Genomic DNA, 22,844 nt, shown 5'->3' with positions numbered 1-22,844 from the left:
CACTTCGGAACGTGCGGCGAGAGGAACTGCCATGACCAGCCCCACCGAGGGAAAGTCGCGCTTACTGCGGATGCGGGTCCCTGTCCTGCTCGTCGCCACTGCCGTGCTGCTGGTCGCGGCCCGCGGACTCGACGCGCTGGTGGCGGGGGTGCCGGTCCTGCGCCTGCCGGCCGGGATCGGGGCCGCGGCCGGAGCGGTCTTCGCCTACCGGCGGGTGACCCGGTGGGCCGAAAACCGCGACGAGGTCGCGGAACTGGCCATCGCCGGGCGGTGGAGCGGCCTTGGGCGCGGGGCGCTCATCGGCGCCGCCGCCTTCCTCGCGACCATGCTCCTCCTGTTCGTCTTCACCGACGCCGACGTCTCCGGCGGCTCGTTCTGGGCCTGCCTGGGCGTCGCCGGCTCGATGGCTTCGGTGGCGGTGACCGAGGAACTGTTGTTCCGCGGGGTGCTCCACCGCATCCTCGAACAGCGCGCGGGCAGCGTCGTCGCGATCGTGGTCTCGTCACTGCTGTTCGGCCTGACGCACCTCATCAACGGCAACGCCACCCTGTGGGGCACGCTCGCCATCGCGGTCGAGGGCGGCGCCATGCTCGCGGTCGCCTACACCGCCACGCGGTCGCTGTGGCTGCCGATCGGCCTGCACTTCGCCTGGAACTTCCTGCAGGGCGGGGTGTTCGGCACCGCGGTTTCCGGCGCCGCGAGCGAGCCGGGCCTGCTGCGCACCGTCCTTTCCGGACCGGAGGCGCTCACCGGTGGCTCGTTCGGCCCGGAAGCCGGGCTGTTCGCGTTGCTGTGCTGCGGTGTGGTGACGGCGCTGCTGCTCCGCCGCGCGAAGCTCATCCCGCGGCGCTGACGAGTCCGGTCCGGTAGGCCAGCACCACGGCTTGGGCCCGGTCCCGCAGGTCGAGCTTGGTGAGGATCCGCGAGACGTAGGTCTTCACCGTCTCCACGCCCAGCACCAGCTCGGCCGCGATCTCGGCGTTGGACAGGCCGCCGGCGATCAGTTTCAGCACCTCCAGCTCCCGGGGTGCGAGCCGGTCCAGGGGACCACCGGCGGGAGCGACCGGCTGGATGCGGTCGGCGTAGCGGCCGATCAGCGTCCGGGTCACGGCGGGGGAGAGCAGCGACTCGCCGCGCGCGACCGTGCGCACGCCCGCGGCGAGCTCGTCCAGCGGCGCGTCCTTGAGCAGGAACCCGCTCGCCCCGGCTCGCAGCGCGTCGTAGACGTACTGATCGACGTTGAACGTCGTGACGATGAGGACCTTCGCCGGCGTCGGCGCGCCGACGCCGGCGACGCGGCGGGTCACCTCGATCCCGTCCAGCAACGGCATCTGGATGTCCATCACGACGACGTCCGGGCGCAGCCGGGCGATTTCGGTGAGTGCGTCGCGGCCGTTCGCGGCCTGGCCCACCACTTCCATGTCCGGCTGGGCGCCGAGCACGGCCACGTACCCCGCGCGGATGAGTTGCTGGTCTTCGCAGATCAGCACCCGGATCGGGCCGTCGGTCATCGGTCGCTCCTCGGTCGAGCTGCGGCGGGGATTCCTGCGGTGGGGAATTCGGCGCGGACGCGGAACCCGTCCGCCGACGGTCCGGCGGTGAACCGGCCACCGAGCGCGCCGACCCGGTCGCGCAGCCCGGTCAGCCCGCGTCCGCCGGAGCCGAGTGCGCCGGGCGCGGTCGCCGTCCCCTGGGTGCTCACCTCGATTTCGACGAGGTCCGCGCGGTAGCCGACGTGCACCGTCGCGGGGTGGCCGGCGGCGTACTTGGCCGCGTTGGTCAGCGCTTCCTGCACGACCCGGTACGCGGTGAGCTCGGTCTCGGGCGGCAACGCCGGGCGTTCGCCTTCTTCGACCAGTTCCACGGTCCGGCCCGGCTGCTCGACCAGGCCGCGCAGCGCGCTCAGCCCCGGTGTGCGCGCGCCGGTCGCTTCGAGGACGCCGAGCAGGAACCGCAGTTCGGTGAGGGCGTCGCGGCCCGAGCCGGTGATGGCGGCGAGCACCTCGGGAACGCTGCCGGGAGGGAGGTACTGGGCGGCGTCGGCCTGGACCACCATGGCCGTCACGTGGTGGGTGACGACGTCGTGCAGCTCGCGCGCCAGCCGCGCCCGCTCGTCCGCCGCCGCGGCCAACGCGGTGAGCCGCCGCCGCTCGGCCTCTTGGCGCCGTCGTTGCCGCACCAGCGCACCCAGCAGCCAGAACAGGACCAGAACCCCGTAGTAGACGAGGAAAACCAGCGGGCCCGACGGGGATCCGCGCAACGTGGCCAGTACTGCGAAGGCCGCATACTCCGCCGACACCACCGCGGGCAGCGCCCGGCGGAACTGTTCCTCGCGCGCTCCGGCCGAATAGAGCGCGAAGTACAGCGCGAGACTGGCGATCGTGGGGGCGTACGCGAGTACTTCGTGTGCCGCGAAGCAGGTCGCGATGATCAGCAGGGTCGCCGCGGGCCACCGGCTGCGCGCCGCGAGCGGGAGCGTCTGCCCGAGCACCAGCGCCACCGCGAGGAAACCGCCGTCGTGCCTCGGCAGGTCGCCGAACTGGGCGCCGATCATGTCGAGGCCCGGCACGAACGCGGCGACCGTGACGGCCGCCGCGAGTGCCGCGTCCCGGGCCTGCGGGGTCACGTCCGCCCATCGGCTCCGGAGACGTCGCAGCTTCGGCATGGCGGGGAGCCTAGCGAGACCGGCTCGCCCCGGGCGCCGCGGCGGGAACAAGAACGCGGGCGGCCTCCCGAGGGGGAAGGCCGCCCGCACCGATCCGGTCAGCCGGGCCGGTTCCGATCAGTGCTTTGTGACATCGGTGCAGTCGATGTCCTTCTCCGGCAGCCGGCCGGATTCCAGGAAACCGATGGTCGCGTTGTCGGCGCACGCCGAGCCTTCGTGGAAGACGTAGTGGCCGCCGTTGTCGACGCCGACGAAGGCGGCGCGGTTGCCCAGGACGTGGCGCAGGCCGAGGCCGGCGTCCCACGGGGTGGCGTGATCGCGGCGGTTCTGCAGGATCAGCGTGTTGCGCGCGCCCTGATCGGTCACGGCGACCGGCTTTTCGATCGGCTGCGGCCAGAAGGCGCACGGCCAGATGTTCGCCGGCATGCCGGCGGTCAGGGGCCAGGCCTTGCGGTCGGCGGCGCTGCGGCGGGCGTAGTCGTCGGTGTTGCGGGACCACTCCGCGTCACCGCAGGTGAGGGCCAGGAACATGGTCGCCTGGTTGTCCGCGGGAACGCCCGGGGCGGCCGGCGTATCGGCGAACACCTGCTGCAGCACCTTGCCGTCGGCTTCGGTGACGTGACCGTCGGCCAGGTCGGCCGCGGCCTTCCACACCTGCGCGAGCACCGGCAGCGTGGTGTTGTGGAGAAGCAGCGCGTAGGTGACGCCGCGCAGCAGCGCCCCGCTCAATGCCTGCGGGGAGCCGGGGACCGGCGCCGGCTGGTGGTCGAGCCGGTCGGCGAGCGCGAGGTAGGTACGGGTGACCGCGTCCGGCGTGGCGCCGAGCCCGAGGGTGGCGTTCTGCCCGGCGGCGACGGCGGCCGCGTCGGGGAAGCGTTCGGCCATGCCCTTGCCCCAGCGCTCGGCTTCCCCGGCCCAGACGTGCGCGGGGTCGACGTTGCCTTCGAGGACCATGCGATCGGTCCGCTCGGGGTACAGCGAGCTGTAGACAGTGCCGAGGTAGGTACCGTAGGACTGGCCCCAGTAGGAGATCTTCGCTTCGCCGAGCGCTTCGCGGATGCGGTCGAGGTCGCGGGCGGTGTTGGCGGTGGTGAAGTACCGCAGGTTCTCCCCGGCCTTGGCGGCGCACTGCTGGGCGGTGGCGCGGGCGGCTTGGACGTTCGCGTCGATCGAGCCGCCGGCGGCGGGATAGGGGAAGAGCGCGGCCACGCTGGGGTTTTGGAGGCCGCAGCTCTGCGGGGTGCTGGTGCCGACGCCGCGGGGGTCGAACCCGATCAGGTCGTAGCCGTCCAGGACGGACTTCGGCAGCGACGGCGCCATCGCACTGGGCGTGTCGAGGCCGGCCAGCGCCGGGCCGCCGGGGTTCAGCACCAGGACGCCGTGGCGCTTCGCGGGGTCGGTGCCGGCCAGCCGGGAGACGGCGACTTCGATCGACGTTCCGCCGGTGTGGCCGTAGTCGAGCGGGACCTTCACTTTCGCGCAGGTGAGCCGGGGATCCCGCGGTGTGCCCGGCGCCGCGGCCGGGCACGGTCCCCAGTCGAGGGCGGCGGCCGCTGGGGCGCCCTCGACGTCTGCACTGTCGCAGGCGGCCAGCCCGAGAACGGTCAGCGTGGTGACCGCCAGAGCCGCGGCGAACCGGTGGCCCGGGCGCCCGGACCTGCGTGTCGTGATCATTTCTGCTTGCCCTCCGATTGTCCGGCGCCGGCGGGCGTTTCCGGTCCGCCGGCCGTATCGACGGCGCCGAAGGTAGCGGGAACGGGACGGGGGAGAAGTCACCCCGGAGTAAGCAGCTGCGGTAGCTCGCCCGAGGGACAACCACTCGTGCGGGCAGGGGCGGTCGTCCTTTGTCCAATATGGACTTGCACGGGCGGAGTCAGTGGGGATGCCAGGTGCGGAAAGCTTCCAGCAGCTCCCTGCGCACCTGCGGGGACAGCGTCTCCGGCGGCAGCTCGCCGAGCTGGGTGATGGTGGTGCGGAACTGGTCGAGGTAGCGTTCGCAGCCTTCGCAGAGGGCCAGGTGCTCGACGAAGCGTTCTTCCGTCGCGGGGTCGAGGGCGCCGTCGAGGAAGGCGGTGACCAGCTCGACGAACTCGTCGCAGTTCATCCCGCCGCTCCCAGGTAGCCGGCCAGGCGTTCGCGGACGACCGCGCGGGCGCGGTGCAGCAGCACCCGCTGGTTGGCCGCGGAGATCTGCAGCATCTCGCAGACCTCCTCGGCCGTGTGGTCGGCGACATCGCGCAGGCTGATCACCGCGCGCTGGCGGGCGGGCAGCTCGTCGAGCACTCCGGTGATCACCTCGCGGACTTCCAGTGCCAGTGCGGTGTTCTCCGGCGAGGCCCACGGTTCGGGTGCTTCCCGCCAGTGTCCAGGGTAGGCGCCGCCGGGGCCCTGGAACCGGCCGGGGTCCACGGTCGGGCCGTGGTCCTCGTCGCCGGGCAGCAGGCTGGTCCACGGGACGCTGCGCTTCTCCTGCGTCCCGCGCTTCTTGGCGGTGTTGACCAGGATCCGGTACACCCAGGTCTTGAACGCCGCGCGCCCCTCGAACGCCGTCAGTCCTTTCAGGACCGCGAGCCAGGTGTCCTGCACGACTTCTTCGGCGGTGGCGTGCGTCGAGACGAAGGATCGGGCCAGCCGCAGCATCGACGCCGACCAGGCGTCGAGCACCTCGGCGAACGCCGCGCCGTCGCCGGCCCGCAGGGCGGCGACCAGCTCTTCGTCCGGCGGCAGCTTCGTCACCGGACGAGCGTAGCCGCGGCAGCCGGGGAAAAGGGTGACGGTCACCTTACGGTCACCCGGTCCCGCGACCGCAGCAGCGACAGGGCCCCGGCCGGGAAGAGCAGCACCGACAGCAGCCCGGCGCACACGAGCGCGGCCGCGGTCACCGGCGTCATCAGGCCGGTGAGGACACCGATCTGCGTTGCCGTCACCAGGAACGGCAACGACGTCGCCTGCAGCAGGCCGGCCGCGATCGCCCGCCGGGCACCGAACTGCCGCGCGAACAGCAACGCCGGGACTCCGCGGGCGAGCAGCAGCGCGGCCAGGAACAGCGGGACGCGGGCGAGCGCGGCCGCGTCGGCGAGCAGTCCGGACAGGTCGAGCCGCAGGCCGCTGGTGACGAAGAAGACCGGGATCAGGAAGCCGTACCCGATCGCGTCCAGCTTGACCCGGAACCGCGGGTGCGACGCCGAGTCGCGGTCGAGCAGGCCGACGACCGCACCCGCGAGGAACGCGCCGAGAATGCTCTCCAGCCCGAAAGTTTCCGCCAGTGCCACGAACGCGACCAGCAGCACCACGGCCGCGCGGACCCGGATCTCGGCCGTGGTGTCCTGCAGCCGCACCAGCGTCGCCCCGAGCCGGCGCGACCGGCCGGCCAGCCCGACCACGACTGCGGTCACCACGACCAGCCCGGCGAACGCGACGAGCAACACCAGCCGCGCGCCCGTGCTGCCGCCGGAGGCCGAGAACAGCAGCGAGACCAGCAGGACGGCGGCGAAGTCGGCCACCGACGAAGCCGCGATGACCGCCTGCCCCAAGCCTCCTTCGGCCTGGCCGGCGTCCTTGAGCACCGGCACGACCAGGCCCAGCGACGTCGCCGACAACGCGACCGCCACCAGCAGGGGGCTGTGCACCCAGCCCGCGGCGGCGAACCCCGCCCCGGCGGCGAGCCCCAGTGCCAGCGTCAGCACGTAACCCACCAGGGCCACCCGCAGCGCCGGCCCGCGCAGCCGGTGGACGTCGATCTCCAGCCCGGCCAGGAAGAGCAGGAAAGCGAGGCCGAGCAGGGCGACGATCTGCACCGGCAGGTCCGGGGTGATCCAGCCGAGCCCGGACGGCCCGAACGCGATCCCGGCCACGATCTCCAGCACCACGGCGGGGATGCGCAGCTTCGGCGCGAGCCCGAGCAGCAGCGGCGCGGCGAGGGCGATGGCCGCGACCGCGAAGAGGTTGACGAAGCCGGCGTCAGGCATGGCTCAGCGGTATTCGGGGTTGGTGAAGTCGAAGCGGCAGCCGGCGTCCCATTCGCTGCGCTGGTTGCCGTAGGCGGGGATGCCGCCGGCGTTCTTGAGCATGCGTGCGAGGTGCAGCAGGTTCCAGGTCATGAACGTGGTGTTGCGGTTGGTGAAGTCGTTGTCCGGGCCGCCGGAGCCGGGGTCCAGGTAGGACGGTCCGGGGCCGGCCTCGCCGATCCAGCCGGCGTCGGCCTGGGGCGGGATGGTGTAGCCGAGGTGCTGGAGGCTGTAGAGGACGTTCATGGCGCAGTGCTTGACGCCGTCTTCGTTGCCGGTGATGAGGCAGCCGCCGACTCGGCCGTAGTAGGCGTATTGGCCGGCGTCGTTGAGCAGGTGGGAGCAGGCGTAGAGGCGCTCGATGACCTGTTTCGTGACCGAGCTGTTGTCGCCGAGCCAGATCGGTCCGGCGAGCACGAGGATGTCGGCGGCCATCACCTTCTCGTAGATGGCGGGCCAGGCGTCGGTGGCCCAGCCGTGTTGGGTCATGTCGGGCCAGACGCCGGTGGCGATGTCGTGGTCGATGGCGCGCAGGACCTCGACCTGGACGCCGTTCTTTTCCATGATGCCGCGGCTGACATCGATCAGGCCGTCGGTGTTGCTGGGGTCGGGGGAGCGCTTGAGGGTGCCGTTGATGAACAGGGCGCGCAGGTCGTCGTAGTTCGGCATCGCTTGCCTTTCAGAGGAGTTCCGCGTCCTGTTCGACGCAGAGGAGGGTGGGACCTTCGGCGGCGAAGAGCGCCGCCATGGCTTCGTCGAGCTGGTCGCGTGCGGTGACGCTGATGCCCTTCGCGCCGCAGAGTTCGGCGTAGGCGGCCCAGTCGGGGTTGACCAGGGACGTCTGCCAGACCGGGTAGTCGCCGGCCAGTTGTTCCTTGCTGATCTTCCCGAGCGCGTTGTTGTTGAGCAGCACGTGCTTGACCGGGATGCCGTACTTGACGGCTGTGGTCAGCTCGGTCGCGTATTGGCCGAACCCGCCGTCACCGGTGACCGCCACGATCGGCCGCTCCGGCGCCGCCGCCCACGCGCCCAGCGCCGCCGGGTAGCCGAAGCCGATCGAGCCGAGGTAACCCGACATCAGCACCGGCTGGCCCTTCGACTCCAGGTAGCGGCCGAGCGAGTAGGCGTGGTTGCCAACGTCCACGGTCACCACGGCGTCCTCCGGCAGGTGCCGGGACAAGGCGTCGAACACCGCGGCGGCCGAGACACCGCGGCCGCGGTCGTCGGCGACGCGGCGGGCCTTCTCGGCGCGCCAGATCGCCCAGCGGGCGGCCACGTCGGGTCGCTGGTCCTCGGCCTTCGTCTCCGTCAGCTCTGCGGACAGGGCGCCGAGGGCGAGCCGGGCGTCGCCCAGCAGCGAGGTCGTGACCGCGTCGAACCGGCCGACCGCGCCCGGGTCGTCGTCGATCTGCAGGATCGGCTGGTAGGCCGCGATCCCGGTGTGGTTGCTGAAGGACGCGCCGACGGCGATCAGCAGGTCGGCCTCGTTCATCAGCCAGCTGGCCACCGGCGTCCCGCTGCGGCCCAGCACGCCCGCCCCGAGCGGGTGGGTGTCGGGCACCAGGCCCTTGGCCTTGAACGTGGTCAGGACCGGGGCGCCGAGGCGTTCGGCCAATGCGGTGACCTCGGCGGCGGCGCCGCGGGCACCGTGTCCGACGATGAACACCGGACGGCGGGCGTCCCGCACGAGTGCCGCGGCCGCGGTCACGGCGGCGGCGTCCGGGCGCCCGGCCCGGCCCGCGCGGCGGCCGTCCGGTGTGGACGGTGCCGCGTCGCTCGGCAGCACCTGGACCTCGTCGGGCAGCACCAGGTGCGCCACGCCCCGCCGGTCGACGGCGTGCTTGACCGCCAGCGCGGCCAGCTCCGCGTGGTCACTTCCACTGTGGATGGTCGTGGTGGACACCGCGACGTCCCGGAACACCGCAGAGAGGTCGACGTCCTGGAACGCACCCCGGCCGAGCACCTTCGACGGCACCTGCCCGGAGATCGCGAGCACCGGCGCCCCGTCGAGCTTGGCGTCGTAGAGGCCGGTGAGCAGGTTGGTCGAGCCCGGTCCGGCGATCGCGAAGCACGCCGCGGGCCGGCCGGTGAGCTTGCCGTACGCGCTCGCCGCGAACGCCGCCGCGCCCTCGTGCCGGATCCCGACGTAGGTCAGCTCGCCGCGGGCCTCGGCCCGGCGCAGGGCCTCGGCGAACCCGAGGTTCGAATGCCCGACCATGCCGAACACGTGCCGCACACCCCAGGCGACGAGCGTCTCGACCAGCACGTCGGCGACCGTCCGCACCGCGGCGGCCGGCTCGGGGAGCTCGATGAACACGCCGTTCTCGCGCTCCTCGACCGGGTAGGTGGTGACGGCGTCCCCGAACCCTTCGGGCGGCTGCCCGGACAGCGGGTCGTAGTCGTAGCCGTGCCAGGGACAGCGCAGCCAGCCCTTCTCGATCGAGCCTTCGCCGAGCGGCCCGCCCTGGTGCGGGCAGCGGTTTTCCAACGCGCCGAGCCGCGCGCCGCACCTCGACAGCGCGACGCTGCGGCCGTCCACGGTGACGCTGCGGACGCGGCCGTCCGCGGGCACGTCGGCGGGGTCCACCCGATGCCAGTCCGCCATGTAACGCCTCCAGGGTTCCGGGACACTGCGGTGACGGCAAGCTCAGTGCCCGGAACCCTCCCGGGCGTTACACGAGGAGTTTCGGATGGACTGGGAACCCACCAGACGGTCCCTGCACGGGGTGGCCGAGCTGCTGCTCGCCGGCCCGCAGCACCGCGCGACCGGGCGCATCGACCTGTCCGTGGTCGACGGCGGTTTCGCGACGGCCGCCGAGCCCGAGCTGCGCGTCGAAGGTGACGAACTCCTTACGACGTCCGCCCGGCTGCCGCTCGCCGGGCGCACTTACGCCGACGTGGCCGCCGAGGCCGGACTCGAGGTGGGCGAACCCGCAGGCGTCTATTCCGGCGGGCCGGGTGTCCGGCCGGACGAGACGATCACCTTCGAGGCCGGCGTGCTGAAGGCGCTGCTGCGGGCGTTCGCCGTCGGGGACCGCGCACTGCGCGAGTTCGCGCCGGACGCCACGCCGGTGCTGTGGCCGGAGCACTTCGACGTCGCGATCACTCTCGACCAGGTCAACTACGGCGTTTCCCCGGGCGATGGCTACCTCGGGGAGCCCTACGCCTACGTCGGTCCGTTCGAGCCGAAGAGCGGCGACTTCTGGAACGCCCCGTTCGGCGCCGCCCGTCCGATGCGCGAGCTGACCGGCGTGGCCGCTGTGGTGGAGTTCTTCGCCACGGGCCGGCGTCTGGAGCACGGACGGTGACACGACCGGTCGGCCACCCGGATGTTCGGAGCTTTCGGGGCCGGTGTCAGCGGTTGTGGCCGGCGTGGCGCGAGGAGGGCCCAGGCGGTGGCGACGGTGAACTTCGCGCCGACGAACGCCGGGCAAGAGGCCGCCAAGGCAAAGTCGGTGCGACCCTGGACCCGGACGACCTGACCTGGGCTTCGACGACCCGCGAGCGCGGTGGAAGCGGGTTCGACGACGCGGCCACCACCTGCGACGGCGGCCGCGCTGCTGTGCACCGTCGAAGGGACGCTCCGGACAATGCCGCTCCTCCGGGTCAGGCGCTCCTTGACTCTCGACCCTCTTGAGATCCCATAGTGGCCGGTGTGAACGAGCTCTACTCCATAGGCGACGTCGCCCGCCGTACCGGCCTGAGCGTGAGCGCGATCAGGTTCTACGCCGACGAGGGCGTCGTGACCCCCACCGGCCACACCGAGGGTGGCTTCCGGCAGTACGACGTGCACGCCATAGCCCGGCTGGAACTCGTGCGCACCCTCCGTGACCTGGGCGCCGGCCTGGGCGACATCCGCCGGGTGCTGGCCGCCGAGACCTCCCTGACCGACCTGGCCGTCACGCATCTGCGGCTGGTCGAGGACCAGCTGCGGCAGTTCCGCGCCCGCCGAGCTGTGTTGCGCACCATCGTGCGGCAGCACACCACAACAGAACAGGTGAGCCTGATGCACAAGCTCGTGTCGATGTCCGACGACGACCGTGACCGGCTCATCACCGAGTTCTGGAACTTCGTCACCGACGGACTGGACGTGCATCCCAGCTACGTCCAGGCCCTGCACAACCGGCGGCCCGACCTGCCCGAAGAGCCCACCACCGAGCAGCTCGAGGCCTGGATCGAGCTGGCCGAGCTGGTGCAGGACGAGCAGTTCCGCACGGCGTTGCGGGACAACCTCCACCGCACCTTCGGCACCGAGCAGGGCAAGCTGATGACCACGCCGGAGATGACGGCCCGCGCCGAACGGCGTTTCACGCTACTGCAGGAGGCTCGGGCGGCGTACGAGGCCGGAGTGCCCGCGGACTCCCCGCAGGCCCGGGACATCGCCGAGCGCATGGCCGCCGACACCGCCGAGTTCTCCGCCGCCATGACCGGCAAGCGCGACCTCGAACAGGCCCGACGCAGCATGATGGCCTTCGACCGGCACCGGGCGGCGCAGACGCGAGCCAAGCTGACCGGGCCGAACCTGCTCCGCAGATATGGCACGCTGGTGGCCACGATCAACGGGGCCCCCACACCGGATCAGGACTGGACAGCGGCGGTCCAGGAATGGCTGGCCGCCGCCCTGCGTGGGGACACCGCCTGAAGCATTGCGGGGGCCGGTGGTCCGGTCCGGGCTCCCTCCTCCCGGACCGGACCCGTGCCGGAGTCAGCTCCGGCAGTGCGAGTTGTACTCGATCCACGTGACGCTGCCGATGGAGCCGCCCCAGTCGATGCACCGGCCCGGTGCGTGCACGTACCGCGGTCCGGCGTACGTGGTCCAGTAACCAGGGTCGTCGTTCCAGACGAGGGAACCGCTCAACCGGATGAAAGCGTCCATGTAGATGGCCGTCCCCGGTGTGTTCCGGACCGTCACCACGCAGTTGTTCCCCGTCGACGAGCTGTAGGTGAGGAACACCGTGCCGCCGGCGATGTCGTGGTGGTCGATCACCGAGTAGCCGCTGCCGCAAACGCCGTTGTAGCCGGCCGCGGACGCGCTGCCGGTACCGGCGAAGAGCCCGAGCACGACCGACCCGAGCAAGACGAACAGTGCAGCCCACCGGCGAACACCAGAGGGGCGCGTCACCGTCCTGTGAGACATTCGATCACCTTTTCCGTTCCGTTTTCGTTGGCGATGGTGCGTGCCGTCGGCGAGACGGTCACGAGACATCGGTGTAGTGAAAACGGGTTGTCCGGTGCCGGGCCCCGACCGTCCGGACGACAACGTCCGGACAAGAGCGCTCGCTGTCCGGCCCGGTCGACGGTAGCTTCCAGGCGCCGCTGACCTGCGTGAATATGCTCAGGATGTCAGCGGCAGGGGGGTGTGTAGGGCAGATCGGGCAGCAGGGCGGCCCACTCGTCCCTGGTGACCGGACCGAGGGTCCGGCAGACGTCCGCCAGCGCCCTCGCCGGGTCGAGTTCCCACAGCCGTGCCGTGCCGTCGGCGGCCGCGGAGGCGAGGGTGTGGCCGTCGGGCCCGAAGGCGATCTTGTTGACTGCGTCGGTGTGAGCGGCGAGCACCGCGAGCGGGCGAAGGGCCGAGCTCTCCCACAACCTGATCGTGTGGTCTTGGCCGGCTGAGACGACCGTGCCGCCGGGGCCGAACGCGACGTCGGTCACGCCGCCTTCGTGGCCGCTCAGCGTCGCAGGCGGACGGTCTCCGGAGAGGTCCCACAGCTTGACCGTGTGGTCGATACTCGCACTGGCGAGGGTCTTGCCGTCCGGGCTGAAGGAAACCGACGTCACGTTGGTGGTGTGACCGGTCAGGGTTGCCGTCGCACGCCGCGTCGCGGCGTCCCACAGCCTGATTGTCCCGTCCTGGCTGCCGCTGGCGAGTGTCTGCCCGTCCGGGCTGAATTTCACGGCGTACACCAAGCCGGTGTGCCCTTCCAGGGACCCGGCCGGGCGACCCTCCACCACGTCCCACAGCTGGACCGCCCGGCCGGCGTCACCGCCGCTGGTCGTGGCCAGGGTCCGGCCGTCCGGGCTGAACGCCACCCCGAACACCGGGTGCTTGTAGCCGGTGAACTGCCGGATCTCCCGTTGGGTCCGGGCGTCCCAGAGCCGGACCTCGCCGTCCCGGCCCGCGATGGCGAGGGTCCGGCCGTCCGGGCTGAACGCGATGTCGTTGACCTGGTCGGTGCCCGCGGCGAAGGTGGCCAGCACGCGCCTGCCCGCCGGGTCCCACAGGCGGACGACGCCGTCCTCACCCCCGGTCGCCAGTGTTCGGCCGTCCGGGCTGAACCTCACTACCCGCTGATGGGCAGCCGGCGATGGGGCCAGGACGGCCGGGGACAGCGCCCACATCGTCAGTGTCCCGTCCGTTCCGGTCGCCGCGACGGTACGGCCATCGGGGCTGAACGCCACGCCGAACTGGCTGCTGGTGCGGCCGGTCAGAACGGCTGTCTGGCGCCGGCGCGGCACGTCCCAGATCCGGACCGTCGCGTCGACACTCGCGGTGGCGAGCGAGCTGCCGTCACGGCTGAAGGCGACACCGAAGACCTCAGCGCTGTGTCCCGAGAGGGTAGCCACCTCCGTGCGCGAGCCGACATCCCACAACCGGACTGTGAAGTCGTCACCCGAGCTGGCCAGCAGATGCCCGTCCGGGCTGAACGCGACTTGTTCGGCGCCGGCCGTATGGCCGGCGAGGGTGGCGATCTCGCGATGAGCGGCCACGTCCCACAGCTTGACGGTGTGGTCTTCACCGGCGCTGGCCACGGTGCGGCCGTCCGGGCTGAACGCGACGCCGTAGACCGCGCCGGTGTGACCGGTCAGGGTGGCGATCTCGCGACGGGCGGCCACGTCCCACAGCCGCACCGTTCGGTCGTTGCTCGACGTCACCGCCAGGTGTCCGTCCGGGCTCAGCGCCACGCCGTTCAGTGGTGCCGTGTGGCCGGTCAAGGTGGCGATCTCCCGGCGGTTCGCCACGTCCCACAGCTTCAGCGTGCGATCGTTGGCGACGCTCGCGAGCGTGCCGCCATCGGGGGAGAAGGCCACGCCGAAAACCGCGGCTGCGTGTCCGGTGAGTACCGCGGTCTCGCGGTGTCCCGGTACGTCCCGGAGCCGGACGGTGTTGTCGGCTCCGGCGACGGCGAGGGTGCGTCCGTCGGGGGAGTAGGCGAGGCCGAGGAGGCTCTTCGGGTGGTCGAAGTATGTCGCGATGGCTGACTGCTGGGTGATGCTCAGCAGGGCGCCCCGCGCCTCGCTGCCCGGGAACTGCCGGAAGGCTTCCGCGGCCAGGATCAGCGAGGCGCGTGACGGCGGTCCGCTGTTCGCCCGGACGGCCAGCTCTCGGGAGACCGCGATCTGCCGCTCCTGTCTCGCGGTGTGCCGCTCGGTCATCGCGATGATCGCGATGCCGATGGTCGCGAGCAGCAGGAGTACGAGTCCGGAGGCCAGCAGGCGGAGCTGACGGGCGCGGCGGAGCACGGTCGTGCGTTCCCGGGCTTCGTGTGCGGTGCTGGTGTCGAGGAACGTCCGTTCCCGGGCCGTGAGCATGGTGCCGTTGTGAGCCGCCCAATCGGAGGCGAGGGCCAGCCTGCTGCCTCGGTAGAGGGACCCGGGTTCACGGCCGATGGCCTCCCACGAGTCCGCGGCGTGGGTGAGGTGGCGGTGCACCTGGAGTCCCTCGCGGTCTTCTGCCAGCCAGTCGCGCAGACGGGGCCAGCGTTTGATGAGGGCCTCGTGCGTGATTTCGACGCTGTTCTCGTCCAGGTGCACGAGCCGGGCCGCGGTCAGTTCTGCCAGCACTTCGGCGAGTGGGGACGTTCCGGGCTCGCCCAGCTCGTCCAGGAATATCCGGCGCTTGGTGTCTTCGGTGCGCTCGCCGAGCGCGGTCAACCGGAGGAAAAGTCCCTTGGCCGCCACGCGTTGGTGCTCGTCGAAAGCGGAATACACCTTTTCGGCGGTCTGTGCGAGAGCGTGCTGGATACCGCCGGAAGCCTGGTATGCGGACAGCGTCAACGTATGCCCACGGCGGTGCTGCCAGGTGACCAGCATCGCGTGCGAGACCAGCGGGAGAATTCCGGCTTGCCCGGCGGAATCAGTGAGCACGGCGGCCAGCAAGGAGCTTTCGACCACGTGGTTCACCGAGACCGCGGGTTGCACGATCGCCCGCCGGAGTTCGTCGGGGGTCATGGCCCCGACGAGAAGCTGCCGGTCGCGCATGGCTTCGGCCAGCCGAGGGAAGTCGGCGCAATGCGGGTAGAAGTCCGCCCGGATACCGAGCACGATCCGCAGCCGGGCATCGGAGGCGTGGGTGGCGCGGATCAAGGCGTCGATGAAGGCTGCCCGCTCGGCGGCATCCTGGCAGAGAGTGAAAACCTCTTCGAACTGGTCCACGACCAGGACCGAGTCGTCGTTTGCGTCGGCGTCAGTCAGGTCGGCCAGCGCGCTTTCGTACCGCGTCACGGGGTCGGTGCCCGGCGTCATGAGCACTACCGGCCAGTCGGTTTCGGCCTGGATCCGGGCGATCAGGCCGGCTCGCAGCACGGAGGACTTCCCCGCCCCGGAGGCGCCGAAAACGGCAAGGAACCGGTGGTGCAGAACGCGGTACACCAACTCGTCGGTCAGAAGTTCGCGGCCGAAGAACCGGTGGGCATCCTGCGGCTGGAACGGTTCGAGCCCGACGTAGGGCGAGTCCGCTTCTGTCGGCGCGTGCGATCCCGGCTTCCCGATTTCCGCGGTGTCCTCGGCGAGGAGGCTCGCCACCTCCCGCCAGTACGGTTCCCATTCGGCGGGATTTCCTCCACAGGCCGTCACGTAGGCCAAGGTGACGGCCAGCGTCGGCAGCTTGCGACCGCCCGCCGCATCGGACAGCGTGGTGGACGAATAATGTGCCCGGCGGGCGAGTTCCCGGTAGGGCGGGCTTCCTGATTTCTGCCGGAGCAGTCGAAGCTTCGCGGCGAACTGCAGCAGCGGATCATCCCCGACGTCGAGCGGCCGTTCCTGTCGTACCATATTGTCCCCCTTTCGCCCCATTCTTCAGCCAGGAGCGCGAGACGTCCAGTGCGCCTGCTCCGACGTGGGGAGCGGGCGGGTTGCTCCCAGCGGGGAAATCGTCAAACGCGAGCTTCAAGACACCTACAGCCGGCTCGCGACGGCGAAAACGCCGTAGGTCCGGTAGGTCTCACGGACTTCTTGACGCCGCGGCTGTGACACGGCGTCGAGGCGGCGCACTCCGGCATGCACACCACCACCGAGGCCATCGCCAAGCATCACACCGGTCGACGATGGCCCCGCCGGGTCCATGCGCGCGGCGGTCCTGCATGCGGCGCGTTGCGGTCCTGGTTGAGCCCCGGTAACGGGGTGAATGATTGTCCATCTCGGACCACCGGAACCGATGTCCGGTGGTTGAGCTGAGGCAGCGCCGAGACGAGGAGGTCGCACGCTCGTGGTCGCCGGTGACGGATTGCATGCGGAGCAGACTCTGCCCGGACTCTTCCAGCGAACGGCGCTGCGGTGCCGGGAGCGGATCGCCCTGCGCAGTTCCGACGGCACTGTGGAGTTGACCTGGGGACGGTACGCCGAGCGCGTGGAGCGTATCGCCGGCGGCTTGGCCGCACTGGGTGTCCGCCGGGGGGACGCGGTGGCGATCATGCTGACCAACCGGCCCGAGTTCCACCTCGTGGACGCGGCGGCGGTGCATCTGGGTGCCGTTCCGTTTTCGGTCTACAACACGAGCCCTCCCGCCCAGATCGGGTACCTGTTCTCCGACGCCGGCAATCGGGTGGTGGTCACGGAACGGCAGTGGGTGGACACGATCAAGGCGGCCGGCGGGGCCGTGGAGCGCGTCGTCTGCGTGGACGACGGCGTCGCAGGCACCCTCGCCTTGGCCGAACTCGAGGCACTGCGGCCCGAGGGGTTCGACTTCGAGGCCACCTGGCGTGCCGTCGGCCCGGACGATCTCGCCACGATCATCTACACGTCGGGGACGACCGGGCCGCCGAAGGGCGTGGAGCTGGAGCACCGCGCGATCCTGGAGTCTCTCCGCAGTGGGCTGACCCTGCCGGAGATGGCCGCCGGCGCCGATGGGGGCCGTCTGGTTTCGTACCTGCCCGACGCCCACGTGGCGAACCGCTACTTCAGCCACTACCTGGCGATGGCCGGTGGCGCCACCGTCGTCACCGTCGCCGATCTCAAGACGATCGCCGAGGTGGTCCTGGCCGTGCGGCCGACGGTCTTCCTGGGCGTCCCGGCGTTCTGGCACAAGATCCAGACGGCGCTCGGCCAGGCGATCGCGGCGCAGCCCGGCTCGCGCCGTCGCCTGGTGGAGTGGGCCTTGGCCACGGGCCGTGCCGTCGCGGAGCGGCACGCCGCCGGACGCCCGGTCCCCGCGGGGCTCGCCTTCCGGCGCGCGATCGCCGACCGGCTGGTGTTACACCGGCTACGCGCGCGGATCGGCCTGGACAGGTCGGTGCTGACCGCCACCGGGGCGGCCCCCATCGCCCCGGAGATCGTCTGGTTCTTCCTCGGCTTGGGGATCGAGCTCTGCGAGGGCTGGGCGATGTCGGAGTCGGCCGCCGGGGGAGCGATCAACCGGCCGGGCGCGGTCCGGCCGGGGACCGTCGGGAGACCGATGCCCGGCATCGAGGTGAAGGTGGCCGAGGACGGTGAGCTGCTGATGCGCAGCCCGACCTTGATGCGGGGCTACCGCGGAAATCCGGCGAAAACCGCGGAAGCACTCGGCCCGGACGGGTGGCTCAACACCGGCGACGTCGGCACCGTCGACGCGGACGGATACGTCACGATCGTCGACCGCAAGAAGGAGCTGATCATCAATGCGTCCGGGAAGAACATGTCGCCCGCCAACATCGAGAACGCCGTCCTGTCGTCGTGTTCGCTGGCCGATTCCGTCGTCGCGGTAGGCGACCGGCGTCCCTACGTGGTCGCCCTGGTCACCCTCGACGTCGACGCGGCCCGGAAGTTCGCGGCCGAGCGGGGCTTGCCCGACGCGCACGACCCGGCCTCCCTGGCGGCGCTGCCCGAGGTGCACGCGGAAGTCGAGGCGGCCGTCCGGGCGGCCAACGCCACGTTGTCCCGCGTGGAACAGATCAAGTACTTCCGCATCCTGCCGGACAGCTGGGCCCCCGGTGGCGATGAGCTGACGCCGACGAACAAGCTCAGGCGGCACAACATCATCGAGAAGTACGCAGCCGACATCGAGGGGATGTACGGGGCCAAGCCGCCTTCGGCCGGGTGACCGGGACCGGTGAGCCGGTTCACCCGGGCGGCGAGACCGGCCCACGGGCGTCCGCGAGGCGGTACGCACTGAGCGGCTGCCCCGTCCAACGACGGAACGCGCGGCGGAAAGCACTGGCTTCGGAGAAGCCCAGCCGCCGCGCCAGCGCCACGATCGACTCTTCACCGCGGGCCAGGCTCGCGATGGCGGCGTCGCGGAGGATGTCCTCCTTGATCTGGCCGATCGAGGTGTGCTCGCCGTGCAGCAGCCGGCGCAGGTGCTGGGTGCTCACGTTGAGCTGCGCGGCGATGGTGTCCGGCGACGGCCAGTGCCCCCGGAGGCCACGCTCGAGGACCCGGCGCACGTGGTCGGCCGTCGACGACCCGTAGTCGCGGGTGGTGAACCAGACGTTCGGCTGGTCACGGAGGTACTCCGCGAGTTCGTCCTCGTCCCGCACCAGGGGCAGGGCCAGCAGGCGCTTGTCGAAGGCGAAGCCGAGCCGGTCGGCGTCGAAACCCGGGTGCCGGCCGAACACGCGCTCGTAGTCCGCCGCGTATTCCGGCGCCGGCCACGGCAGCCGCAGGTCCTGCAGGGCGATCCGGCGCCCGACGAGCCAGCCCAGCATGCGGTGCACGAGCGTGGCCAGGAGCTCGGCGACGAGGTGATCGGGATCGTCCAGCCGGCTGATGTCGATTTCGACGTGCACCGCCCCGCCGTCGACCGACACCGCCAGCCCGGGCATCCCGGGGTGCACCTTCCCGGCCTCCGTCAGCCGCTGGAGAGCGGCCTCCAGGTCGCGCGCGTGGATCACCGACCGCATCACGAGCTGGAACAGGCCTTTCGGCGCGGGCGGCCCAAGGCCGAACAGCTCGTCCCCGGTCAGGATCCACAGCTCCTGAGTCAGCTCGGCCACCTGCGTCGGCGTGGTCCTCGTGGTGAGTGGCCGGCCCGACCCGTCGACCGGGATCCCCGTCCGGCGCAGCATCGAGGCGACGTCCAAGCCTCGGCGCTCGCCGATGCGCACCAGTCGCCGGACGATGTCGCCCGGCAGCGTCGAACCGCTCACACCGCAATATAACTCCGGGTGGACCCGCCGGCCCACACGCCGGGCGGATGTCCTCCGGCGGGGTGACACCGCGCCTGGCCATGCGCGCAAAGGTCTCCATATGCGCTAGGCACGGTTCTCGGAAAGAGCTCGGCCAGTCCTTAACGTTCCGGACATGTTCACCACGAACCGGGTCGGCCTCTGGAGCGACCCGACCGAGTTCCGCGTCACTGCCGACCGGACAGTCGCCTACGCCGAAGCCACCAACGACCCGATTGCCGCCCACCTGGACGGCACCGTCGCCCCGCCGGTCTTCGCGGTCGTGCCGGGCTTCTCCGCGATGGCCGGGCAGACACTCGCCCTCGTGCCCGAGGAAGTCGCCGGCAAGATCCTGCACGGGCAGCACGACATCCACCTCCGCAGGCCCATCGTGCCCGGCGACGTCCTGACGACCCGGGCGCAGGTGGTCGGTGTCCACTCGCGACGGTCCGGCGTCGTGGTGACCACGGTCGTGGAGACGCGCGACGAAGCAGCGGAACTGGTCAACGAACAGTACTTCACGGCGTTCTTCCGCGAGGCCGAGCACACCGGCGACGTCGGGCGGACGGCACCCGCTCACAGCATGCCGGAAGGGGTGGCGGGTCTGGACGCCGTGGCCACCATCGCCCAGCGGTTCGACGACGACCAGACCTTCCGGTACGCGAAGGCGTCCGGGGACACCATGCCCATCCACCTCGACGAGGACTTCGCGCGGCGGGTGGGGCTGCCCGGCATCATCGTGCACGGGTTGTGCACGATGGCTTTCGCCTCCCACGCGCTGATCCGGTCGTTCGCCGCGGACGACCCGGGCAGGCTGCGGCGGCTGGCGGTGCGCTTCAGCGCCCCCGGCCGGCCCGGTCAGGAGATCAGCACTCGCGTCTGGTCGCTCGGAGGGGACCAGTACGCCTTCACCACCGTCGACGGAGAAGGCGCGCGCCTTCTCACCGACGGCCGAGCCGAATTCGCGGCTTGACCGAGCCCGAAAGGCAGGAGACCGACATGCCACGCAAGGTGTTCGTCATCGGGGTCGGGATGACGAAGTTCGAAAAGCCGGGACGCCGCGAAGGCTGGGACTACCCGGCGATGGTGGCCGAGTCCGGGAGCGCCGCGCTCAACGATGCCGGCCTCGACTACTCGGCCGTCCAGGAAGTGTATGCGGGGTACGTCTACGGCGACTCCACCAGCGGCCAGCGCGCCGTCTACGAACTGGGTGCGACCGGTGTGCCGGTCGTCAACGTGAACAACAACTGCGCCACCGGATCATCGGCGCTGTGGCTGGCCGGGCGGTCGGTCCAGGGCGGCTTCGCCGACTGCGTCCTCGCGGTCGGGTTCGAGAAGATGTCGCCCGGCTCGCTCTCGGAGGTCTGGCCGGATCGGGAAGGGCCGCTGTCCCGGCACGTGCACGCCCTCGCGGAACTGCGCGGACCCGGCGCGCCGATGGCTCCGTGGATGTTCGCCGCGGCCGGGCTGGAGCACATGGAGAAGTACGGCACGACCGCCGAGCAGTTCGCGAAGATCGCGCACAAGAACCACCGGCATTCGGTCGACAACCCGTACGCGCAGTTCCAGCGCGAGTTCACCCTCGACGAAATCCTGGCCGCGCCGACGATCACCGGCCCGCTCACCAAGCTGCAGTGCTCGCCGACCTCGAACGGCTCGGCCGCGGCGATTCTGGCGAGCGAGGAGTTCGTCGACCGCCACGGCCTGGCACCGCAAGCGATCGAGGTGGTGGGCCAGTCGCTGGTGACGGACGGGGAAGACACCTTCGACGGCACCGCCGCCGCGATCGTCGGAGCGCACATGTCCCGCACCGCGGCCCAGCGGGTGTACGACCAGGCGGGCATCGGTCCCGAGGACGTCGACGTCATCGAGCTTCACGACTGCTTCTCGACGAACGAACTGCTGACTTACGAAGCTCTGGGACTGTGCGCACCGGGCGAAGGCGGCGAGCTCGTCGACGCGGGGCGGACGACTCACGGTGGCACGTGGGTGGTGAACCCGTCGGGAGGCCTCATTTCGAAGGGGCACCCCCTCGGCGCGACGGGACTCGCGCAGTGTGCCGAGCTGACGTGGCAGCTGCGCGGGACGGCCGGGAAGCGCCAGGTGCCGGCCGCGGCGACCCGGTCCGGGGTGGCACTGGCCCACAACATCGGGCTCGGCGGCGCCGCCGTGGTGACCGCCTACCGGCCGGCCGAGCGATGACAGCGCCAGCGGACGGCCGCCCAGCCCAGTGCAGCACCTGGAATTCCACCCCCTCACCAAGCCAGATCGGGAGCCGTCATGTCGACCGACACCATCGATAGCGCACCGCCGAGCGGTATCCGCCGCCTGCTCGGTTCCGTCCGCCAAGCCGACGGCGGCCCGGCGCTCAGGCTCTCTCCCCGCCGCCGGTACCTCTGGCTCGTCCTGGGGCTGATCCTGCACCTGTTCGCCCTCGGTGGCCGGTGGGACGTCGCGCTGGCCGTGTGGTTCTTCCCGGTCTTCCTGCTGCGGTTCCTCCGGGTCAGCCGGCCGGTTCGCGGCCTCGCGGCGGTGTTGCTGGTGCTGATCGCCGGCGGCCTGTTCTGGGCCGTGCAGCTCGCGGTTCCGCTGACGTTGCTGGTGGTCGCCGGGGTGGTGTTCCTCTCGGCCGTGGTCGTGCTGCCCTACCTCGCGGATCGCCTGGTGGCTCCCCGGCTGGGGTGGGCCGGCCGGCTGCTCACCTTCCCGCTCGCGCTGACCACGGTCGCGTACCTGCTCGGCAGCTTCAACCCGTTCGGCACGGCCTACGGTCTGCTGGCGGTCACCCAGCACGAGAACCTGGCTTTGCTCCAGGTCATTTCCGTCTTCGGCCCTTACTCGATCACCTTCCTGGTCGGCTTGGTCGCCACCGCCGCCAACCACTTCTGGGAGCACGGCCCGTCGTGGCGCGGCACGAGGCCGGTCATCATCGTCGCCGCGGTGCTGGCCACCGTCATCGCGCTCGGGCAGGCGTGGCTGGCGTTCGTGCCCGCACCGAGCTCGCCGACCGTGCGCATCGCGGGCATCAACCCGAGCTCGGCTTCGCTGTCGGCCGCCGAACGGATCCTCGGTGCGGCGCCCACCGATCTCGAAGCCGTGTCCAAACTCGACATGGCGAAGGTGCGCGCGGCCTCGGAGGTGATCAACTCCCAGCTCTTCGTCGACACCCGGAAGGCCGCGCGATCCGGCGCGAAGATCGTCTTCTGGTCGGAGAACTCGGCCCGGATGCGAGCCGAGGACGAACCGGCGTTCCTCGCGCAGGCGGGCGCGCTCGCTCGGGAAGAAGGCATCTACCTCAACGTCGCGGCGAACGTCTACACCCACGACGCGCCGGCGTACGGGCGCGACCAAACGGTGCTGCTCGGCCAGGACGGCCGGGTGCTGTGGACCTACCAGAAGCACCACCCGATTCCCGGTCTCGAGCGGTACGTCGCGGGCACCGGGCCGGTTCCGGTGGTCGACACCCCGTACGGCCGCCTGTCCAACATCATCTGCTACGACGCCGACTTCCCCGCGGGAACGCACGTGGCGGCGGACATCATGCTCGTCCCCGGGGGTGACTGGCCCGAGATGGGCCGCATCCACACCCAGATGGCGAGCTTGCGGGCGGTCGAAAACGGTTACGCCCTGGTCCGGTCGGACCTCAACGGCTCGTCACAGGCGTTCGACCGGCAAGGGCACGTGCTGTCCCAGCAGGACACCACGACCGGGGACAACCAGCCGTGGATCACGGATGTGCCGACCGAGGGCGCGGTGACCGTGTACCGGGTGATCGGCGATGTCTTCTCCTGGCTGTGCGCGGCGCTGACCGTGGCGGCGATCGGCTCGGCCCTCCGGCGGCCGCGGAGGAAAACGACGTGAAATCGGGGAAAG

18 protein-coding genes are annotated in these 22,844 nt (G+C 71.1%); 7 read left to right on the top strand and 11 right to left on the bottom strand.

Annotated features, from left to right (window positions below; genetic code table 11):
* Positions 1 to 31 precede the first annotated feature (31 nt).
* A complete protein-coding gene (locus AB0J55_RS12035; protein WP_364246464.1) occupies positions 32 to 853 on the top strand; it encodes a type II CAAX endopeptidase family protein in 822 nt (273 codons plus the stop codon).
* Here the strand turns inward: AB0J55_RS12035 and AB0J55_RS12030 are convergent.
* From AB0J55_RS12030 to AB0J55_RS11995, 8 genes are all read right to left on the bottom strand, one after another.
* Positions 837 to 1,511 (bottom strand): response regulator transcription factor, encoded by a 675-nt coding sequence (locus tag AB0J55_RS12030; RefSeq protein WP_364246462.1) that lies wholly within the window; start codon positions 1,509 to 1,511, stop codon positions 837 to 839. The two genes, AB0J55_RS12035 and AB0J55_RS12030, sit on opposite strands and share 17 nt — an antisense overlap.
* Positions 1,508 to 2,665, bottom strand: coding sequence for a histidine kinase (locus AB0J55_RS12025; RefSeq protein WP_364246460.1), 1,158 nt, complete (start codon positions 2,663 to 2,665; stop codon positions 1,508 to 1,510). Before AB0J55_RS12025 ends, AB0J55_RS12030 begins: the two co-directional genes overlap by 4 nt.
* Before the next feature lie 117 nt (positions 2,666 to 2,782).
* Positions 2,783 to 4,339: an alpha/beta fold hydrolase gene (locus tag AB0J55_RS12020; RefSeq protein WP_364246458.1), complete on the bottom strand. Its 1,557-nt coding sequence runs from the start codon at positions 4,337 to 4,339 to the stop codon at positions 2,783 to 2,785.
* A gap of 199 nt (positions 4,340 to 4,538) precedes the next feature.
* Entirely contained in the window at positions 4,539 to 4,769 is a 231-nt protein-coding gene (locus AB0J55_RS12015; protein WP_364246455.1) for a zf-HC2 domain-containing protein, read from the bottom strand.
* Positions 4,766 to 5,401, bottom strand: a complete 636-nt coding sequence (locus AB0J55_RS12010) for a sigma-70 family RNA polymerase sigma factor (RefSeq protein ID WP_364246452.1) — start codon at positions 5,399 to 5,401, stop codon at positions 4,766 to 4,768. The genes AB0J55_RS12015 and AB0J55_RS12010 overlap by 4 nt, the downstream gene beginning before the upstream one ends.
* Positions 5,402 to 5,442: 41 nt before the next feature.
* Positions 5,443 to 6,633 (bottom strand): cation:proton antiporter, encoded by a 1,191-nt coding sequence (locus tag AB0J55_RS12005; RefSeq protein WP_364246449.1) that lies wholly within the window; start codon positions 6,631 to 6,633, stop codon positions 5,443 to 5,445.
* Positions 6,634 to 6,636: 3 nt separating this feature from the next.
* Positions 6,637 to 7,341 carry a flavodoxin family protein gene (locus AB0J55_RS12000; RefSeq protein ID WP_364246446.1) on the bottom strand — a complete coding sequence of 235 codons (705 nt, stop codon included), beginning with the start codon at positions 7,339 to 7,341 and terminating at the stop codon, positions 6,637 to 6,639.
* 10 nt (positions 7,342 to 7,351) lie between these two features.
* Positions 7,352 to 9,277 (bottom strand): thiamine pyrophosphate-binding protein, encoded by a 1,926-nt coding sequence (locus tag AB0J55_RS11995; RefSeq protein WP_364246444.1) that lies wholly within the window; start codon positions 9,275 to 9,277, stop codon positions 7,352 to 7,354.
* Between the two features lie 85 nt (positions 9,278 to 9,362).
* Here AB0J55_RS11995 and AB0J55_RS11990 point away from each other — a divergent pair, with 85 nt between their 5' ends.
* Complete coding sequence (locus AB0J55_RS11990) at positions 9,363 to 9,980, top strand: hypothetical protein (RefSeq protein WP_364246441.1); 618 nt, start codon at positions 9,363 to 9,365, stop codon at positions 9,978 to 9,980.
* A 347-nt stretch (positions 9,981 to 10,327) separates the two neighbouring features.
* A complete protein-coding gene (locus AB0J55_RS11985; protein ID WP_364246439.1) occupies positions 10,328 to 11,314 on the top strand; it encodes a MerR family transcriptional regulator in 987 nt (328 codons plus the stop codon).
* A gap of 63 nt (positions 11,315 to 11,377) precedes the next feature.
* On the opposite strand, the gene AB0J55_RS11980 is transcribed toward AB0J55_RS11985, so the two are convergent.
* On the bottom strand, positions 11,378 to 11,749 hold the full coding sequence (locus tag AB0J55_RS11980) for a spore-associated protein A (RefSeq protein WP_364246437.1): 372 nt from the start codon (positions 11,747 to 11,749) through the stop codon (positions 11,378 to 11,380).
* A gap of 266 nt (positions 11,750 to 12,015) precedes the next feature.
* Positions 12,016 to 15,666 (bottom strand): helix-turn-helix domain-containing protein, encoded by a 3,651-nt coding sequence (locus AB0J55_RS11975; protein ID WP_364246434.1) that lies wholly within the window; start codon positions 15,664 to 15,666, stop codon positions 12,016 to 12,018.
* 433 nt (positions 15,667 to 16,099) lie between these two features.
* Here AB0J55_RS11975 and AB0J55_RS11970 point away from each other — a divergent pair, with 433 nt between their 5' ends.
* Positions 16,100 to 17,908 (top strand): long-chain fatty acid--CoA ligase, encoded by a 1,809-nt coding sequence (locus AB0J55_RS11970; RefSeq protein WP_364246431.1) that lies wholly within the window; start codon positions 16,100 to 16,102, stop codon positions 17,906 to 17,908.
* A gap of 19 nt (positions 17,909 to 17,927) precedes the next feature.
* On the opposite strand, the gene AB0J55_RS11965 is transcribed toward AB0J55_RS11970, so the two are convergent.
* A complete protein-coding gene (locus tag AB0J55_RS11965; protein ID WP_364246428.1) occupies positions 17,928 to 18,953 on the bottom strand; it encodes an AraC family transcriptional regulator ligand-binding domain-containing protein in 1,026 nt (341 codons plus the stop codon).
* Between the two features lie 154 nt (positions 18,954 to 19,107).
* On the opposite strand from AB0J55_RS11965, the gene AB0J55_RS11960 reads away from it, so the two are divergent.
* The 3 genes from AB0J55_RS11960 to AB0J55_RS11950 all read left to right on the top strand — a co-directional run bounded on the left by AB0J55_RS11960 (position 19,108) and on the right by AB0J55_RS11950 (position 22,832).
* Complete coding sequence (locus AB0J55_RS11960; protein WP_364246426.1) at positions 19,108 to 19,944, top strand: MaoC/PaaZ C-terminal domain-containing protein; 837 nt, start codon at positions 19,108 to 19,110, stop codon at positions 19,942 to 19,944.
* Between the two features lie 26 nt (positions 19,945 to 19,970).
* Positions 19,971 to 21,173 carry a lipid-transfer protein gene (locus AB0J55_RS11955; RefSeq protein WP_364246423.1) on the top strand — a complete coding sequence of 401 codons (1,203 nt, stop codon included), beginning with the start codon at positions 19,971 to 19,973 and terminating at the stop codon, positions 21,171 to 21,173.
* A gap of 78 nt (positions 21,174 to 21,251) precedes the next feature.
* Complete coding sequence (locus AB0J55_RS11950; RefSeq protein ID WP_364246420.1) at positions 21,252 to 22,832, top strand: nitrilase-related carbon-nitrogen hydrolase; 1,581 nt, start codon at positions 21,252 to 21,254, stop codon at positions 22,830 to 22,832.
* The last annotated feature ends 12 nt before the right edge of the window (positions 22,833 to 22,844 follow it).

The organism is Amycolatopsis sp. NPDC049688, assembly GCF_040674975.1.
Taxonomy (GTDB): Bacteria; Actinomycetota; Actinomycetes; order Mycobacteriales; family Pseudonocardiaceae; genus Amycolatopsis.
The sequence above is the reverse complement of the archived record's forward strand: the minus strand, read 5'-3'. Positions and strand labels throughout refer to the sequence as shown.

Excerpts from the sequence above, each read along its gene's own strand:
- AB0J55_RS12000 (WP_364246446.1), bottom strand. The coding sequence starts at position 7,341 with ATGCCGAACTACGACGACCTGCGCGCCCTGTTCATCAACGGCACCCTC.
- AB0J55_RS11950 (WP_364246420.1), top strand. The coding sequence starts at position 21,252 with ATGTCGACCGACACCATCGATAGCGCACCGCCGAGCGGTATCCGCCGC.
- AB0J55_RS12030 (WP_364246462.1), bottom strand. The coding sequence starts at position 1,511 with ATGACCGACGGCCCGATCCGGGTGCTGATCTGCGAAGACCAGCAACTC.
- AB0J55_RS11975 (WP_364246434.1), bottom strand. The coding sequence starts at position 15,666 with ATGGTACGACAGGAACGGCCGCTCGACGTCGGGGATGATCCGCTGCTG.
- AB0J55_RS11990 (WP_364246441.1), top strand. The coding sequence starts at position 9,363 with ATGGACTGGGAACCCACCAGACGGTCCCTGCACGGGGTGGCCGAGCTG.
- AB0J55_RS12015 (WP_364246455.1), bottom strand. The coding sequence starts at position 4,769 with ATGAACTGCGACGAGTTCGTCGAGCTGGTCACCGCCTTCCTCGACGGC.
- AB0J55_RS11960 (WP_364246426.1), top strand. The coding sequence starts at position 19,108 with ATGTTCACCACGAACCGGGTCGGCCTCTGGAGCGACCCGACCGAGTTC.
- AB0J55_RS12005 (WP_364246449.1), bottom strand. The coding sequence starts at position 6,633 with ATGCCTGACGCCGGCTTCGTCAACCTCTTCGCGGTCGCGGCCATCGCC.
- AB0J55_RS12025 (WP_364246460.1), bottom strand. The coding sequence starts at position 2,665 with ATGCCGAAGCTGCGACGTCTCCGGAGCCGATGGGCGGACGTGACCCCG.
- AB0J55_RS11995 (WP_364246444.1), bottom strand. The coding sequence starts at position 9,277 with ATGGCGGACTGGCATCGGGTGGACCCCGCCGACGTGCCCGCGGACGGC.
- AB0J55_RS12035 (WP_364246464.1), top strand. The coding sequence starts at position 32 with ATGACCAGCCCCACCGAGGGAAAGTCGCGCTTACTGCGGATGCGGGTC.
- AB0J55_RS11955 (WP_364246423.1), top strand. The coding sequence starts at position 19,971 with ATGCCACGCAAGGTGTTCGTCATCGGGGTCGGGATGACGAAGTTCGAA.
- AB0J55_RS12020 (WP_364246458.1), bottom strand. The coding sequence starts at position 4,339 with ATGATCACGACACGCAGGTCCGGGCGCCCGGGCCACCGGTTCGCCGCG.